Annotated in this window: 14 protein-coding genes; 13 read left to right on the top strand and 1 reads right to left on the bottom strand. The window is 37.4% G+C overall.

Going from position 1 to position 16,390, the window contains the following annotated elements; genetic code table 11:
- Positions 1–110 precede the first annotated feature (110 nt).
- The 9 genes from priA (at position 111) to IGL42_RS12155 (ending at position 10,747) form a co-directional block, all read left to right on the top strand.
- Positions 111–2,543: a primosomal protein N' gene (gene priA, locus IGL42_RS12195; RefSeq protein ID WP_010710877.1), complete on the top strand. Its 2,433-nt coding sequence runs from the start codon at positions 111–113 to the stop codon at positions 2,541–2,543.
- 26 nt (positions 2,544–2,569) lie between these two features.
- Complete coding sequence (gene def / locus IGL42_RS12190) at positions 2,570–3,064, top strand: peptide deformylase (RefSeq protein ID WP_002389420.1); 495 nt, start codon at positions 2,570–2,572, stop codon at positions 3,062–3,064.
- The gene (gene fmt / locus IGL42_RS12185) at positions 3,057–3,998 is read left to right on the top strand and encodes a methionyl-tRNA formyltransferase (protein WP_002365369.1); all 942 of its coding nucleotides are present in this window, start codon (positions 3,057–3,059) and stop codon (positions 3,996–3,998) included. Before def ends, fmt begins: the two co-directional genes overlap by 8 nt.
- Positions 3,999–4,003: 5 nt before the next feature.
- Positions 4,004–5,383 carry a 16S rRNA (cytosine(967)-C(5))-methyltransferase RsmB gene (rsmB, locus tag IGL42_RS12180; RefSeq protein WP_010710878.1) on the top strand — a complete coding sequence of 460 codons (1,380 nt, stop codon included), beginning with the start codon at positions 4,004–4,006 and terminating at the stop codon, positions 5,381–5,383.
- A gap of 1 nt (position 5,384) precedes the next feature.
- A complete protein-coding gene (locus IGL42_RS12175; protein WP_002354922.1) occupies positions 5,385–6,134 on the top strand; it encodes a Stp1/IreP family PP2C-type Ser/Thr phosphatase in 750 nt (249 codons plus the stop codon).
- Positions 6,131–8,287: a serine/threonine protein kinase IreK gene (ireK, locus tag IGL42_RS12170; protein ID WP_002404016.1), complete on the top strand. Its 2,157-nt coding sequence runs from the start codon at positions 6,131–6,133 to the stop codon at positions 8,285–8,287. The genes IGL42_RS12175 and ireK overlap by 4 nt, the downstream gene beginning before the upstream one ends.
- 248 nt (positions 8,288–8,535) lie before the next feature.
- Positions 8,536–9,429 (top strand): ribosome small subunit-dependent GTPase A, encoded by an 894-nt coding sequence (gene rsgA, locus IGL42_RS12165; protein WP_002378814.1) that lies wholly within the window; start codon positions 8,536–8,538, stop codon positions 9,427–9,429.
- A gap of 23 nt (positions 9,430–9,452) precedes the next feature.
- Complete coding sequence (gene rpe, locus IGL42_RS12160) at positions 9,453–10,106, top strand: ribulose-phosphate 3-epimerase (protein WP_002354925.1); 654 nt, start codon at positions 9,453–9,455, stop codon at positions 10,104–10,106.
- On the top strand, positions 10,103–10,747 hold the full coding sequence (locus IGL42_RS12155; protein WP_002354926.1) for a thiamine diphosphokinase: 645 nt from the start codon (positions 10,103–10,105) through the stop codon (positions 10,745–10,747). The genes rpe and IGL42_RS12155 overlap by 4 nt, the downstream gene beginning before the upstream one ends.
- Positions 10,748–10,849: 102 nt before the next feature.
- Here the strand turns inward: IGL42_RS12155 and rpmB are convergent, their stop codons facing one another.
- Complete coding sequence (gene rpmB, locus IGL42_RS12150; RefSeq protein WP_002354928.1) at positions 10,850–11,038, bottom strand: 50S ribosomal protein L28; 189 nt, start codon at positions 11,036–11,038, stop codon at positions 10,850–10,852.
- Between the two features lie 1,252 nt (positions 11,039–12,290).
- Here rpmB and IGL42_RS12145 point away from each other — a divergent pair.
- The 4 genes from IGL42_RS12145 to IGL42_RS12130 are packed head-to-tail and all read left to right on the top strand — an operon-like array spanning position 12,291 to position 16,385.
- The gene (locus IGL42_RS12145; RefSeq protein ID WP_010710882.1) at positions 12,291–13,490 is read left to right on the top strand and encodes a hypothetical protein; all 1,200 of its coding nucleotides are present in this window, start codon (positions 12,291–12,293) and stop codon (positions 13,488–13,490) included.
- Positions 13,483–14,244 (top strand): class I SAM-dependent methyltransferase, encoded by a 762-nt coding sequence (locus IGL42_RS12140; protein WP_002380958.1) that lies wholly within the window; start codon positions 13,483–13,485, stop codon positions 14,242–14,244. Before IGL42_RS12145 ends, IGL42_RS12140 begins: the two co-directional genes overlap by 8 nt.
- Entirely contained in the window at positions 14,234–15,469 is a 1,236-nt protein-coding gene (locus IGL42_RS12135; RefSeq protein ID WP_002370098.1) for an aminotransferase class III-fold pyridoxal phosphate-dependent enzyme, read from the top strand. The genes IGL42_RS12140 and IGL42_RS12135 overlap by 11 nt, the downstream gene beginning before the upstream one ends.
- A complete protein-coding gene (locus tag IGL42_RS12130) occupies positions 15,462–16,385 on the top strand; it encodes a hypothetical protein (RefSeq protein WP_002370096.1) in 924 nt (307 codons plus the stop codon). The genes IGL42_RS12135 and IGL42_RS12130 overlap by 8 nt, the downstream gene beginning before the upstream one ends.
- The last annotated feature ends 5 nt before the right edge of the window (positions 16,386–16,390 follow it).

Here is a 16,390-nt window from a genome sequence, read left to right as displayed (position 1 = left end):
GAGGCTTTCTCTTCGTTTATTCTGAAAGGTGCCAACGAGACACACAAGACAAATCAGTCAATCTTTAGTACAATAGGCAAAGAGAATTTACATAAAAAGGAGGACGCACCATGCAAAAAGTAGCCAAAGTTATTGTGGATGTACCAACGATGCAAACCGATCAACCATTCACTTATTTAGTTCCTGAAAATTTAAATGAGCAATTGGCTGTCGGCATGCGTGTAGAAGTGCCTTTTGGTAACGGTAATCGGCATGTTCAAGGGTTTGTTTTAGCCATTGAACCAATGGCTGCAATGGTTCTTGACGAAACCAATGTTCAGTTGAAAGAACTAGTGGCGGTGTTGGATTTAAAACCTGTCTTAAATACAGAAATGTTGGCTTTAGCTGATTATATGAAGGAAAAAACGTTTGCTTTTAAAATCACTTGTTTGCAAACCATGTTGCCTAGCGTAATGCGTGCCGATTACCAAAAATATATTTATTTAACGGATGAGCTTTCTGAAGAATTACAAGATCAGTTATTTTATGGTTTAGAGGAAATTTCGTGGGACCAAGCGCAAGAACGTGGGCTTTTGCCTCAACTAATGGCGTTGCGTAAACAGCAAAAAGTCGATATTCGCTACGAAGTTACGACGAGAAATAAAGTCAAAATGGTCCGCTTCATTCAAGCCGCTAAGGAATTTGAACAACTAGAGGAAATTCGTTTGGGTTTACGCAAGGGAGCTAAGAAGAAAGAGCAACTTCTTTACTATTTACAACGCTTGGGTACTGAAAAAGTCACCGCTGTGAAGGAAATGAAAGAATTAGGTTTCAGTACCGCGCTTTTAAATGAAGCGGCCAAAAACGGCTGGTTAACGTTCGTTGAAAAAGAAGCGTATCGTGATCCGTTTGCTAATCAGACGTTTGAAAAAACGACTGCGTTATCTTTGAACGCAGAACAACAGGTGGCTGTGGAAACAATCTTACAATCGGTCCAAGAACAGCAAAGCCAAACCTACTTATTGGAAGGTATTACAGGAAGCGGGAAAACAGAAGTTTATCTACAGGTCATTGCAGAAGTTCTTAACCAAGGCAAAACAGCCATTATGCTTGTTCCTGAAATTTCTTTAACTCCGCAAATGGTGCAACGCTTTAAAAGTCGCTTTGGCGAACATGTTGCTGTAATGCACAGTGGCTTATCGCAAGGTGAAAAATACGATGAGTGGCGGAAGATCGAACGAGGAGAAGCGGAAGTGGTGGTTGGTGCGCGTTCTGCCATTTTTGCGCCAATCGAAAACATCGGTGTGATCATTATTGATGAAGAACACGAGGCAAGTTATAAACAAGAAGAAACCCCCCGCTACCACGCGAGAGATTTAGCGATTTGGCGTTCGGAGTACCATCATTGCCCTGTTGTTTTAGGTAGTGCCACGCCGTCCTTGGAATCACGCGCTCGCGCACAAAAAAATGTTTATCAGCGGTTACGATTAACACAGCGTGCCAATCAAGCGGCAACCTTGCCTACGATTGATGTAGTGGATATGCGGCAAGAAGTAGAAAATGGCAATGTCTCTTCTTTTTCCATGTCGTTGCAAGAAAAACTCCAAGAACGCTTAGAGAAAAACGAACAAAGTGTTCTCCTACTTAATCGCCGTGGCTATTCGTCATTTGTGATGTGTCGCGATTGTGGCTATGTGTTGCCGTGTCCGAATTGTGATATTTCCTTAACTTTGCATATGGATAGTAAAACAATGAAATGTCATTATTGTGGACATGAAGAACGGATTCCTTATCGCTGTCCTAACTGTGGCCAAGATAAAATTCGCTACTACGGAACAGGCACACAAAAAGTAGAAGAAGAATTACAAACGTTGTTACCAGACAGTCGTATTCTCCGAATGGATGTTGATACGACCCGTCGCAAAGGTGCACATGAAAAGATTTTGCGAACATTTGGTGAAGGACAAGCGGATATCTTATTAGGCACACAAATGATTGCCAAAGGACTGGACTTTCCAAATGTGACGTTAGTCGGTGTCTTAAATGCTGATACCGCCTTGAATTTACCCGATTTTCGTTCCAGTGAACGGACCTTCCAGTTATTGACACAGGTCAGCGGTCGCGCTGGTCGCGCTGAAAAACCGGGGGAAGTCATCATTCAATCTTTTAACCCCGAGCATTATGCGATACAATTGGCAAAAGCCCAAGATTATGAAGATTTTTATACAAAAGAAATGTATATCCGTCATCGTGGGGATTATCCGCCGTACTATTTTACGGTCCAAATTACGGCTAGCCATCCTGAAGAAAATGAAGCAGCGAAACAAATGTTTCAAATTGCGACGAAATTAAAACAAGGCTTATCGCCGCAAGCTATTTTGTTGGGACCAACGCCCAACGCAATTATGCGTGTCAATAATCGATACTTTTATCAAGTGATTATCAAGTATAAACAAGAACCAATGCTTCAACCATTATTGAAAGAAATTTTAACCGATACACAACGAGCAACGGCTCGTGGCTTAAAGCTTTCCATTGATGCAGAACCCATGAATTTTATTTAAAAAATACAGCTTTGAAAGGAGCACTTATGCGCTATCCAGTTGTGATTCACCCGAACGAACACTTAAAAATGAAGGCTCAACCTGTGACGATTATTACCGATGAAATTGTGCAGTTACTAGAGGATATGTATGAAACAATGCTGGCCCATGATGGGATTGGCTTAGCAGCCCCGCAAATTGGTAAAAATTTGCAAATGGCAGTGATTGAAATCGATGAAGAATCTGGTCATTTTGAACTAATTAATCCAGTGATTATTGAAAAAAAGGGAACCAGTATTGATGTGGAAGGCTGTTTAAGTATTCCAGAAACATATGGAACCGTTGAACGAGCAGATGAAGTGACTGTCCGTTATTTTGACCGTGAAGGTGAAGAAATGGAAGTTACGGCTTACGGCTATTTAGCTCGAGCTTTTCAACACGAAATTGATCATTTGAATGGCGAGTTATTTATCGACAAAATGATTGAGAAAATTGCACCAGAAGATTTAGAAGCGTATATGGAGGAACATTTTGATGACTAAAATTGTATTTATGGGCACACCAGCCTTTTCTGTTCCGATTTTAGAAAGTTTAATCGAGGCAGGCTATGACGTTCAAGCGGTTGTCACGCAACCAGATCGACCAGTTGGCCGAAAAAAAGTGATTACCCCAACGCCTGTCAAAGAAGCAGCTTTAAAACATAACTTATTAGTCTTACAACCAGAGAAAATTTCAGGTTCTCCTGAAATGGAAAAAGTGATTGACTTAGCACCAGATTTAATTGTGACAGCAGCCTTTGGACAATTTTTACCAGAGAAAATTTTAAAAGCGCCTAAACTAGGTGCGATTAATGTCCATGCCTCACTTTTACCAAAATATCGTGGCGGCGCACCTGTACATTACTCGATTATTGAAGGAGAAAAAGAAACAGGCGTCACGATTATGGAAATGGTGAAAAAAATGGATGCTGGCGCGATTTTATCGCAACGTGCAATTCCGATTACGAAACAAGACGATGTAGGCACCATGTTTGAAAAATTAAGCATTCTAGGAAAAGAACTTTTATTAGAGACGTTACCTAAGCTAATTGCTGGCGAAATCACGCCTATTCCACAAGTGGAAGAAGAGGCTACTTTTTCACCAAATATTACTCGAGAACAAGAACGAATTGACTGGCAAAAAACCGCTGAGGCAATTGATAACCAAGTGCGTGGTATGCGTCCTTGGCCAACAGCGTTCACAACCTACCAAGGGACCAACTGGAAAATTTGGGCAGTGACACCACTGACTGAAACAACAACCAGCGCCCCAGGAACGATTATCCAACGTAGTAAAAAAGCGCTGTGGATTGCTTGTGGTGAAGGGACAGTCCTTCAAATTGATCGCCTGCAACCAGCAGGTAAAGGTCAATTAACGATTCAAGAATTTTTAAATGGCGTTGGTCAAAATGTCGCAGAAAAAGATAAGGTGGACTAACAAAAATGGCTGAAAAAATCCCCAAGAAATTAAAACGTTCTGTTCGATACGTTGCTTTAGAAACCATCGAACGTGTGGATAAAGGTGGGGCGTACTCCAATCTTTTACTTAATGAAATGATGACAAAATCAGAACTAAGCGAGAAAGATGGCCGCTTGTTTACAGAACTTGTCTACGGCACAATTAGTCGCAAATTATTGTTGGAATACTACTTAACACCATTTGTTAAGAAACCGCAAAAAGTCGATAATTGGGTGAAAAATTTATTGATTTTATCGTTATATCAATTACTTTATTTAGATAAAGTGCCCGATCATGCAGTCATTAATGAAGCGGTTGAAATTGGCAAACGTCGTGGCAATCCTGGGATTGGTAAATTCGTGAATGGCGTGCTGCGGGCGTTCCAACGAAATGGAGCACCTAGTTTGGCCGCAATTAGCGATCCAGTTGATCGTTTAGCAACGGAAATTAGCATGCCACGTTGGTTAACAGAAAAATTACTTGCCCAATTAGGCGAAGAAGAAACACGGCAGTTAGGTTTGTCATTATTTGAAAAAAGCCATGCGAGTGGTCGAGTAAACACACGGTTTATTTCACGAGAAGAAGCGCTGGAAGAATTACAAGAAACAGGGATTGCCGCGAAGGAAAGTCAACTTTCCCCTTATGGTGTTGTCGCTGAAAAAGGCTACTTAGCTGGTAGTGAACTGTTTATTAACGGTTGTTTAACCATTCAAGATGAAAGCTCTATGCTCGTGGCTCCAGCGATGCAAATTGAACCGCATCATCGTGTTTTGGATGCTTGTGCGGCTCCTGGTGGCAAAACGACTCATATCGCAACTTTTTTAGAGGCTGAAGCAGGTGGTCGTGTGACTTCTTTAGATATTCATGCGCACAAAATTAAGCTAATTAATGAAAATGCGCAACGCCTCCATGTGGCGGATGTCGTCCAAGCAGAAAAGCTTGATGCGCGACAAGTGGCCGAAGAATTTCCCGCAGAAACCTTTGATCGGATTTTAGTTGATGCACCATGTTCAGGCTTAGGGCTAATGCGCCGTAAACCAGACATTAAATACCATAAAACGGCCAATGATTTTCAAAATTTACCTAAAATTCAGTTAGAAATCTTAGAAAGTGTTGCCCCAACACTAAAACAATGGGGTATAATGGTCTATAGCACTTGTACTATTACGTCAGAAGAAAATCAGGAAGTGGTGGCAGCCTTTTTAGCCAAACACCCTGAATTTGAAAAAATTGAAATTGTTGCAAATGAAAACGTCCAAGCAGTAGTAAAAGAGCAAGAACTGGTTCTGTATCCCCATCAATACATGACAGATGGCTTCTTTATTTGCTGTATGCGGAAAGTTAGTTCAAATGAGGTGAAATAATTTGGAAATCAACGTTCAATCAGATGTCGGTCGCAAAAGAAATACGAACCAAGATTATGCCAACGTTTTTGAGAACCAACAACACATAACCTTTGCTGTTTTAGCAGATGGCATGGGTGGTCACCAAGCAGGTGATGTCGCTAGCCAAATGGCAGTCAATAATTTAGGTGAGAGTTGGTCCAATGCGTCTGTCGACTCAGCTGAAAAATCTGCACAGTGGTTAATTCAAGCAATTCAAAAGGAAAATGAAAAAATTTATGAACGCGGACAATCGAAACCAGAGTATTTAGGAATGGGGACAACCGTGGTTGGTGCCATCCTTTTACCGGATTCATTTGTCTTAGCAAATGTGGGGGACAGTCGTGCTTATTTAGTTCGTGACCAACACATGTTACAATTAACAGAAGATCATTCTTTAGTGAATGAACTAGTAAAATCAGGGGAGATTACTCGTGAGATGGCTGCAAATCATCCACGAAAAAATGTCCTAACACGTTCTTTGGGAATGCCTGGCACTGTCGAAGTCGATGTAACCAATCATGAATGGCTGCCTAATGACTATTTACTGTTATGTTCGGACGGCTTAACCAATATGGTTCCTGAGACAAAAATTTTAGAAATTTTAGAGACGTCAGATCCCTTAGAATCCAAATTAAGCCAACTCGTTGCCCAAGCAAATGAAGCGGGTGGTTTAGATAACATTACCGTGTTAGTGATACACTTTGACGAACAGAAGGAGGAAAACCAATGATAGAAATCGGCAAGAAGCTGAATGGTCGATATCACATTATTGGCAGCATCGGAAGCGGCGGCATGGCCAACGTCTATTTAGCACACGATTTAATTTTAGACCGAGACGTTGCAGTAAAAGTCTTGCGCTTTGACTTCCAAAACGATCAAGCCGCCATCCGACGTTTTCAGCGTGAAGCACTAGCCGCAACTGAGCTGGTTCACCCGAATATCGTCAGTGTGTACGATGTAGGCGAAGAAGATGGACTACAATATTTAGTCATGGAATATGTGAAAGGAATGGACTTAAAACGTTACATCCAAACGCATTTCCCAATCCCTTATTCCACAGTTGTGGACATTACGCAACAAATTTTATCTGCTGTCGCAATGGCACATGAACATAGAATTATTCACCGGGATTTAAAACCGCAAAACATTCTGATTGACGAACACGGCACAGTCAAAATTACTGACTTTGGGATTGCGATTGCCTTGTCAGAAACGTCAATTACGCAAACGAACACAATGTTAGGTTCGGTGCATTACTTATCGCCAGAACAAGCGCGCGGAAGCATGGCGACCAACCAATCAGATATTTACGCTGTGGGAATTATTCTCTATGAAATGCTAACAGGGAATGTACCTTTTGATGGTGAATCAGCCGTAACGATTGCCTTAAAACATTTCCAAGAAGAAATTCCCTCTGTTAAAATGTTTGATCCAGGGATTCCTCAATCATTGGAAAATGTGGTTCGTCATGCAACCGCAAAAGACCCAAGCGATCGCTACAAAACAGCGAATGAGATGGCAGAAGACTTATACACGTCCTTGTCAGCCAGTCGTTTAAACGAACCTGCGTGGGAACCAACGGCTTTATTAGGAGAAACGAAAGTATTAACTCCGATTCCCGAAGACATCGCTGAACCGGAAGAGACAACGCCTGTCGAAGTTCCAGAAGATATCGCAGATGACATTTTAGCTGAACAACCACCGAAGAAAAACCGCAAAAAATTGTGGATTGGCTTAGCAATTGCGGCATTAATTGCTTTAGCAATAGGTGGCTTAGCCTTTGCAATGTCGGGTGGTAAAGACGTTGAAGTTCCTGATGTTACAAATGAAACGAAAGCGGCCGCTTCACAAGCGCTACAAAGTGCCGGGCTGAAAGTCGATAGTGAAACCAAAAAAATTCCCGATGATAAGATTGAAGAAGGCAAGGTGGTCAAAACAGACCCCGAAGCAAAATCATCTGTGAAAAAAGGCCGATCTGTTACTTTATATATCAGCTCTGGAACAGAAAAAATTGAGATGGCCGATTATACAAACGAATCGTATGAATCTGCTGTCGAAGCCTTGAAAAAACTAGGGTTTTCAGAAGACCAAATTACAACGAAAAAAGAATACAGTGATTCTGTGTCTACAGATAACATTATTAAACAAAAACCAGCTGCAGGTAAAAAAGTTGATCCGAAAAAAGACAAAGTCACTTTAACGGTCAGTGAAGGACCAGAAGCGGTTACTTTGCCTAGTTACGCCGGTTATTCTTACACAAATGCAGTAAATGCACTGGCACAATTAGGCATTTCTGAATCTCAAATTACGCGTGTCGACCAAGCAAGCGATACGGTAGAACCAGGTTTAGTCATTACGCAAGACCCCGCACCAGGTGGCACCGTGACACCTAAAAATGGCCAAGTGACGTTATATGTAAGTAAAGGTAGCGACAAAGTGACACTTTCTGATTATAGCGGAATTTCTTACGATAATGCGGTAAGTCGCTTAATTGCTTTAGGTATCCCAGAATCTCAAATTAAACGAGTGGACGAAGAAAGCGACAAAGTTGAAAAAGATACCGTGATTAGTCAAGAACCAGCTTCTGGTACCGCTGTTGATCCGAAAAATGACACGATTACTTTACATGTCAGCAAAGGCAGTGACTCAGTAACTGTTCCTGATATTTCAGGTTATTCGCCAAAAGCTGCAGAAGACAGCATCAATAACGCTGGCCTTAAAATCAATGAACAAGGATTATCTGGCTCTGGCGATGGCCAAGTCGTTGAACGAACTAGCCCATCCGCTGGCAGCAAAGTTAAAAAAGGCGACTCTGTTACGGTTTATTATTCAAAAGCAAATGATTCAAAAAGCACCACTAGTGAAAGTAGTACGAGTAATTAAGACAAGAGGTTGGGACAGGAGTGTTTAGCTTCAAGAACCAAGTAGGTACTGTTTAACATCTATTTGCTTTTCAAATAGTGTTTCTCAGCAATAAGAAGAAGCTGCTCCTGTCCCGCCGTTTATCTTAAGATTTAAGTCTAGGAAGGTAAGTCATTTCGACTTATGTCCTAGGCTCTTTTTAATTAATAGAATCGAGAGGCTCCCTTGATTTCTCTGCCACTATCCTGTATATTCGAAAGTAGTTAGGAGTGGTTTATCTGAAAGGTCAAATCAGAAAAGCGTTAAGCGGTTTTTATTATGTATACGCAGATGGAGAAACATATCAAACAAGAGCGCGAGGGAATTTTCGTAATCGAAAAATTACGCCACTCGTGGGAGATGAAGTACTTTTTGAAAGCGATAATTTAACAGATGGTTATGTGTTGGAAATTTTACCAAGACGAAATGAATTAGTGCGCCCGCCTGTTGCAAATGTGGATCTAGGTGTGGTTGTCATGAGTATGGTTTCGCCAAATTTTTCGTTTAATTTGTTGGATCGTTTCTTAGTCAGCTTAGAGTATAAGGATATAGAACCAGTTATTTATTTAACGAAAGTTGATCTATTAGATGAGCCGCAACGTCAACAAGTCACTGAAATTAAACAGATTTATGAAGCGTTAGGTTATGCGGTGATCGCTTCGGAAGACGTAGAAGCCACCAAAGAATTAGAACGCTTTTTCCCAGAACGGTTGACTGTTTTTATGGGACAATCAGGCGCTGGAAAATCAACATTGTTGAATCAAATTTCACCAGAATTACAACTAGCAACTGCGGAAATTTCCCAATCTTTAGGACGGGGCAAACATACGACCCGTCACGTGGAATTGATTCCGTTATACGACGGTTTGGTCGCTGATACACCAGGATTTAGTGCCATCGATTTCTTGGAGATGGAAGCAGTGGAATTACCAAAGCAATTTCCTGAATTTGTTGCCGCGGCCTCTCACTGTAAGTTTCGTGAATGTATGCACCACAAAGAACCTGGTTGTGAAGTGAAACGTCAAGTGGAAGCGGGAACCATTGCGACGAGTCGTTACGAAAATTATTTACAGTTTTTAATGGAAATCGAGAATCGACGACCTGTTTATAAGAAAAAATCATAGCAAATATAAAGGGAGCGAGCCAAATGAAACTAGCACCATCCATTTTAAGTGCCGATTTTGCCAATTTAGAAAGAGATATCCGTTTAGTAGAAGAATTAGGAGCAGATTATATTCATGTTGATGTCATGGACGGTCAATTTGTACCCAACATTACCTTAGGACCGAATATCGTTTCAGCGATTCGTCCAGTGACAAAACTACCATTGGATGTTCATTTGATGATTGTACAACCTGAAAACTATATCAATGCCTTTGCGGAAGCCGGTGCGGATATTATTACCGTCCATCAAGAAGCAACACCCCATATTCATCGTGCCTTACAAATGATTAAAAATGCGGGTGTGAAAGCTGGCGTAACCATCAATCCTGGGACACCACTTTCGATGATCGAAAATGTATTAGACTTGGCAGATCAAGTCTTGGTAATGACTGTCAATCCAGGCTTTGGCGGACAATCATTTATTGAAAACTCACTAGAAAAAATTGCTCAATTAAAAGAATGGAAAGAAACAAAAGGATACACCTATGAAATTGAAGTCGATGGCGGGATTGTTCCTGAAACTGCCGCACGTTGTAAAGAAGCCGGTGCGGAAGTGTTCGTTGCAGGCTCCTACATTTATAATGCTGAAAATCCTCAAGAACGAATCGATGCACTGAGAGCAGTGCTAGACAAATGAGTCGTGTCTTACTGGTAGCTGGCGGTAATCCAAGTGATTGGCCAACCTTTGAACCAGCTACGTATGATTATTTCGTAGGTATTGATCGCGGCTGTCTCCATTTATTAGAGGCCGATTTACCGTTACAATTAGCGGTAGGCGATTTTGATTCATTATCACGAGAAGAATACCATTTTGTCCAAGAAACTGCCGAAACACTCATCCAAGCACCTGCTGAAAAAGATGATACAGATACACAATTAGCGCTTCAAGAAGCTTTACAACGATTTCCACAAGCAGAGATGACGATTATCGGTGCGACAGGGGGCAGAATTGACCACCTGTTAGCCAATCTTTGGTTACCCTTTGAACCACGATTTCAAGGCGTACTTCGCCAAATCCGTCTATGCGATCGTCAAAATAGCATCCAGTATTACGCCCCTGGTTCGTATATCGTACCAAAAGAGCCAGATAAAGAATATCTGGCCTACTGCTGTTTGACGCCTGTAGAAAACTTGACGCTACGACGCAGTAAATATTTATTAACCAATCAAGATGTTCCTTACCCAACATCGTATGCAAGTAATGAATTTATCGAAGAAGCCGCTGCTTTTTCCTTCGATGCAGGGATGATTGCGGTTATTCAAAGTAAAGATAAGTAAAAAGAGGTTGGGCCTTCATCAAAGTGATGAAGGTCCAACTTCTTTTTTTTTGCAATAAAAAAAGCCGAACAACGAACGTCCAGCTTTGCTTATTTAAGTTTATTAAACACGTTCGATTTTACCAGATTTCAAAGCACGAGTTGACACCCAAACTTTTTTAGGTTTACCATCGATTAATACGCGAACTTTTTGTAAGTTAGGTTTCACAGTGCGTTTTGTTGAGTTCATCGCATGTGAACGGTTATTACCACTTGAAGTCTTACGACCAGTGAAGTAACATACTTTTGCCATTTTAAGTTTCCTCCTTTGCCTTGATCTTGGAGCGATAATATTCAGCTCATACTAACTTAATTTATCATATTAGGCACTGATTTGCAAGAAGATTTTTAGTGAGAAAATAGGAATATAAAAAATCAGTGATTTCAATTTAAAATCACTGATTTTTTATATTCCTATTTTTTCACTTTCATAGACACACTGGATAAGTACGAAGAATAAAAATATCCACTAAAAATAACTGTTGCAATGGCTAATATTGCTTTTATAGCTACAGGCTTAACGAAAATCGTCATTGCTACAAGTAGGAATAGTAAACATAGTAGTACAGTGATGTACTTCTGATTCATATAAGGAACACCTTCTTCCTTTTTATTTATACTTATGTGATAATGATTGCTATACCAACGCTAGCACCTGCTCCAGCAAGTACTCCAGCTCCCATGCACCAACCGCAATTTAGATTTTTAATTGTACATTCAGTCATTTTGATTTTCATATCGTTTCCTCCTAGTTAATTAAGTCAATGCAGCAAGACCTACACCTGCTGCAATAAGGCCTGCACCAATACCGACCCCAGTCCAAAAATCAGTGCCATGTGAATTTAATGTCATGTGATCTACCTCTACAAATTTAATCAATTTCATTATTATCTCTCCTTTATAAAAAATATTAGTTATAGTTTTTTACTTCTTAAAATCGCCAAATTGGCAAAATGATGATTGGAGATGGGAAAAACCATTTCATGTTGGCTCACCTCCTAGTAGTCTAAATATGGGTATTTCTTTTACTGAGTTAAAAAATACAAGAATCAAAAGCGTACTAACGTTAACACCTCAATAATATTCAGGTAGTATTTTACTTTGTTACCTGTTTTTTAACTTAAAATTTCCCTATGTTAATACTACAACTGCAGCACCAATACCAATACCTACACCTACACCATGCCAAAAGCTATTGATTACCTTTTTTTCTGTTTCCTTAAACTTAATTTTATTCATACTATTATCTCCTCTTTTCCTAAATATTTTTATTGTGCACACTTAAAGTATATGAGGTGTGAAAGAATATATATTTTTTTTCTTCAACTATGTGTTCTTTAACTTATTCGTTAGAAATTGAAGTTCTTTAAACGTTTGGGCAGTCGTAAATGTTAGAAAAGACAATAGAGACCAAAACTTAAGAAGTTAAGAGAAAATGTAAACGGGGTGTATTAGGCCATTATAATTAAACTAGTTAAATATTAAATAAAAGTGGAGTGGAAGAAATGATTGGAATAACGTTAGTAGAAGAAAGCAACTATGTATTAAAAAATATTGAAGATGTAGCGCTGTCTGATATCATGAGAGAAGGTGCTTTTATAGAAGAATTGAGTACTGATACATATAATTTTGATACAAACACTTTTTTAGATTTATTGGAATACGTAGAGTTTCAAGAATATACAAACTATATTTTTGTCAATTTTTCAAAATCAAAGCGGTTGCCTAAAATTATCTCTTTTTTAAATGCATTTAGTGAGACAACGATATTTCATTCTGTGTCTATAGAAGATGGAGATTCTCTAACTAAGCAGTATATTGATAGAGATAAACTTAAGTTTTATGAAAAAAAGATAGACAGATCAGAACAAGTTTTAAAAAATGGTTTAATGGCACTTTTCACAGGTCTTTATCCAAGAATATTTAAAAAGAACATGATTAAACATCTTTATTTTGAACAATTGGAAGATGCAGAGAAGCTTCATCCTTCAGTATATCTAAATTGTGCAATTAATTATGGATTATATATCGATGAATTGGAAAAAAATTTTGATAGCAAAATTCCTGGTATTATCACGTTCAAAAATTCTTTACGAACTTTTACGAAAGATATTGAATTAGAGGTGCTTTCCGAAAAAGAGCTAGATAAATTGTTACAGAAATTTAAAGAAAATGGGACTGTATTCTGGGAAACAAGGAAGAGTGGAATTTATGATTATTCTCAAATATTATCACTCGGATTAGAACGTGGTTTATTTATCTTTTCAGATGGAGTTTATTTGGATTATCAAAGAAAAAAACAAGTATCTTCATCAATAAACTGTACATTTTCAGAAATAGAACTAGGGAAAAGTAGAATTAGTCATAAGAATAAAAAAAATGGACTTTATGAAATTTATCCATTGTTAGTAAGTATTGCTGCATCAATAAAGGATGCACATCTAACCTTTATTACACCATTTAATAAACATCAATTCGATTCTATTGATTTAGGCAATTATCCCAGTGAATGGATAGTTTTTTCTACTAGAGAGACTTATTTTGCATTACATGTACCAAGTAATCGAACATTTGAAGTTAATCAATTATTTGTAGAAATTTTTGAGGCACAAATGAAAAATTGTGTTGAATTAGCCAAAAGTAAGAATGGAGAAATCACAGATGAATTAATTAAAGAGCAGCAGGAGTTGATGTTTAGTGTATAAAGCTGAAACAGTCTTTTTTGGAACATTTAAAGAAAAACTGAGGGATGGTAAAGAAATAGATATAATAAATAATATTTATCAAGAAGTAGAATTTGCACAATACTATGAAGCAGTTGCATGTGAATCTATAAGTGGTGATATTGAATATTATCTAGATATGCTTTCTAAAAACGATCGAGTATTGGAAATTGGAACAGGAAATGGACGTGTTTTGAAGCCTTTATTGGCTCATGGGATTGATATCTACGGAATTGAGCCAGAGCAAGCGATGCTAGAATTTCTAAATGAAGAAGAAAAATCTCGTGTATATATTGGAGGGATTGAAAAACTGACTCAATTTAATCATACATCAAAGTATAGTTATATTATTATCCCTGCTACTTCTGTTTCTCTGTTTGATGAACAAATCTTTTCAAATTTTTTGTCTGAAGCAAAGAAAGTGTTAAATAGTAAAGGTAAGATTATTTTTGATTTTATTAATCCAGGGCAGATAAAAAAATTAGATGGAGTGGTTTCTATTGATAAGATTAGCGATCAATTATTTATGTCAGGAAACTTTGTCCAAGGAAAAAAGTTCATCTATAACATTTACACAAAAACAGCTAAGGGAAGTAGAAAGTTAGGTTATTCAATAAAGAATATTTACACCATTGATCAAGTAAATCATTTAGGTGAACAATTAGGCTATACGTCAAGAATCATAAAAAAACAACCTGATTATATTATGATGGAGGTGCAAAAAAATGAAATATAATTATCTAGTCCCGATGGGTGATATTACAAAAGTGAATGAACATAAAACTACTATTGTTCGAGCTGAAGAGGAGTATGTATTTGATGAAGAGCAGAAGAGATTTGTGGATTTAAGAAGTGGATTATGGAATACAAATTTAGGCTATAAAAAAGAATTGTATGAGATAATCAGGCAACGATTCACTGAACAACTATCAAAGAGCTTAACTTATCTAGATATTCATTCTTTTCATCACCCAGTTTATCAAGAATATGCTAAAAAACTTGCAACATTTGCCGATAAAGAAGGATTCTATGAACAGGTTATTTATACAAACAGTGGGTCTGAATGTACCGAGCTGGCATTAAAAATATCGCGTCAAATAAATAAAAGCAATCAAAAGATACTAGCCTTTTCTCAAGGGTATCATGGTACTTTTTGGGGAGGGATGTCAATCAGTGGGTTAGATCAAGAAGTAACAGACATTTATTCACCTAAACTGAGTAATATGGAATTTATAAAATCTCCGGAGAATGATATAGAGGAGAAGAATTTTTTTAAGCATATTGAATATCATCACCATGAATATAGTGCAATGATTATTGAACCTGTTTTGGGCTCTGCAGGTATAAAAATGCCTTCAATTCGATTCTTGAATAAATTAGGAAGTTTACTAAAAAAATACGGTATAATAGTTATTTTTGATGAAGTGGCAACTGGTTTTTATCGGACCGGAAAACCATTTTATTTTCATTATTTAGATTTTAAACCAGATATTATAAATCTCAGTAAAGGAATAAATAATGGTATGTTACCGTTTGGAGTTGTTTTGTTATCAAATGATATTGTTTGTGAATTGAAAAAAGAAAAATTAGAACATTTTTCGACGCAGAATGGTAATTTACTTGGTGTGATCAGTGCATATGAAACTTTAAATTATTATCGACAACATGAAGTAGAAATTGTGCAAAATATCCAAAATTTAAATGAACTTATTTTAACAGAGTTAAATGTATATGGTATTTCTTTTAGAGGAATAGGTTGTATGTTTGCAATACCAATAGATGACAAACAAGCACTACCTTTGATTATTCAGTCATTAAAACAGACAGGGATATTATGTTATCAATATTTTAATTCTGATGAAGACAATGGATTGACATTGATGCCATCATTTTATACAAACTATCAAAAGATGTTACAAATAATAAGGCGTATAGCTAAAGTGGTGAACGCATATGCTTGATGTACGTTATTTGAAAGTAGATCAAGTTCTTTTTGAGTATATAGAATGTGATGAAGGTGTCTATATCTATAATACAAATAATGAACGAATGGTCCAATCAACAATTGATATGATTAATTATTTAAAAGAATATAAATCGGGGGATAGTACGAATGATCCAGCAATTGACAATTTTATTTTTGGTGCAGGAAAAAGAAAGTTATTAGATATTAAGTTGAAAGGTTTTTCTATATCTAAATCATTTTTTTTAGTTTTTTTTAAATTTATGGATGCGACGATTATAACAAAGATACGTTTTGCTTTCACCCTAATAGGTGTGATTCTTTTGCCATTTTTTTTTCAAAAAGAACTTATAGTTTATTTTACTGAGATGAAGCGAGTGGACTGGAGGACACTGGTAGTTGTGTATGTTGGTCAATTGATAATCACTATGATTCATGAGCTGGGACACTATTACTATTATCAAAAATATATCAGTTCGAATCAGTTTCGCTTTGGTTTTTTGTTAAGATATTTTTTCTTATTTATGTTTTACACGAATGTGAATTTTATTGAACAACTATCAAAGAAAAAGCAATTAAAAATTATGATAGGTGGTATTCAGATTCAGATGATGATTAGTGGGATTCTTTGTTTGATAATGTTGGTTAATTCTTCACGTATATTAATACTGCTCTTTTTTTTAAATAGCTTTAATATTTTGATTAACTTACTACCTTTTATAAAAACAGATGGATATTGGATTGTTAATTTGTTGATTGATTCACAAGACTATATGAGTTCTTTTAAATCATGGATCAAAAAAGAGAAAAAAGACATTAGGCTAGTAGAAATTTTATTATCTTTAGCAAATATTGTTATTATTTTTTTTATTATCTTGATGGGAGCCATACAGCTGATACAGTTGTTCTTTTAAGAGAA

This window comes from Enterococcus sp. DIV0712, assembly GCF_050554855.1.
GTDB classification, from domain to species: Bacteria; Bacillota; Bacilli; order Lactobacillales; family Enterococcaceae; genus Enterococcus; species Enterococcus faecalis.
The sequence above is the reverse complement of the archived record's forward strand: the minus strand, read 5'-3'. Positions and strand labels throughout refer to the sequence as shown.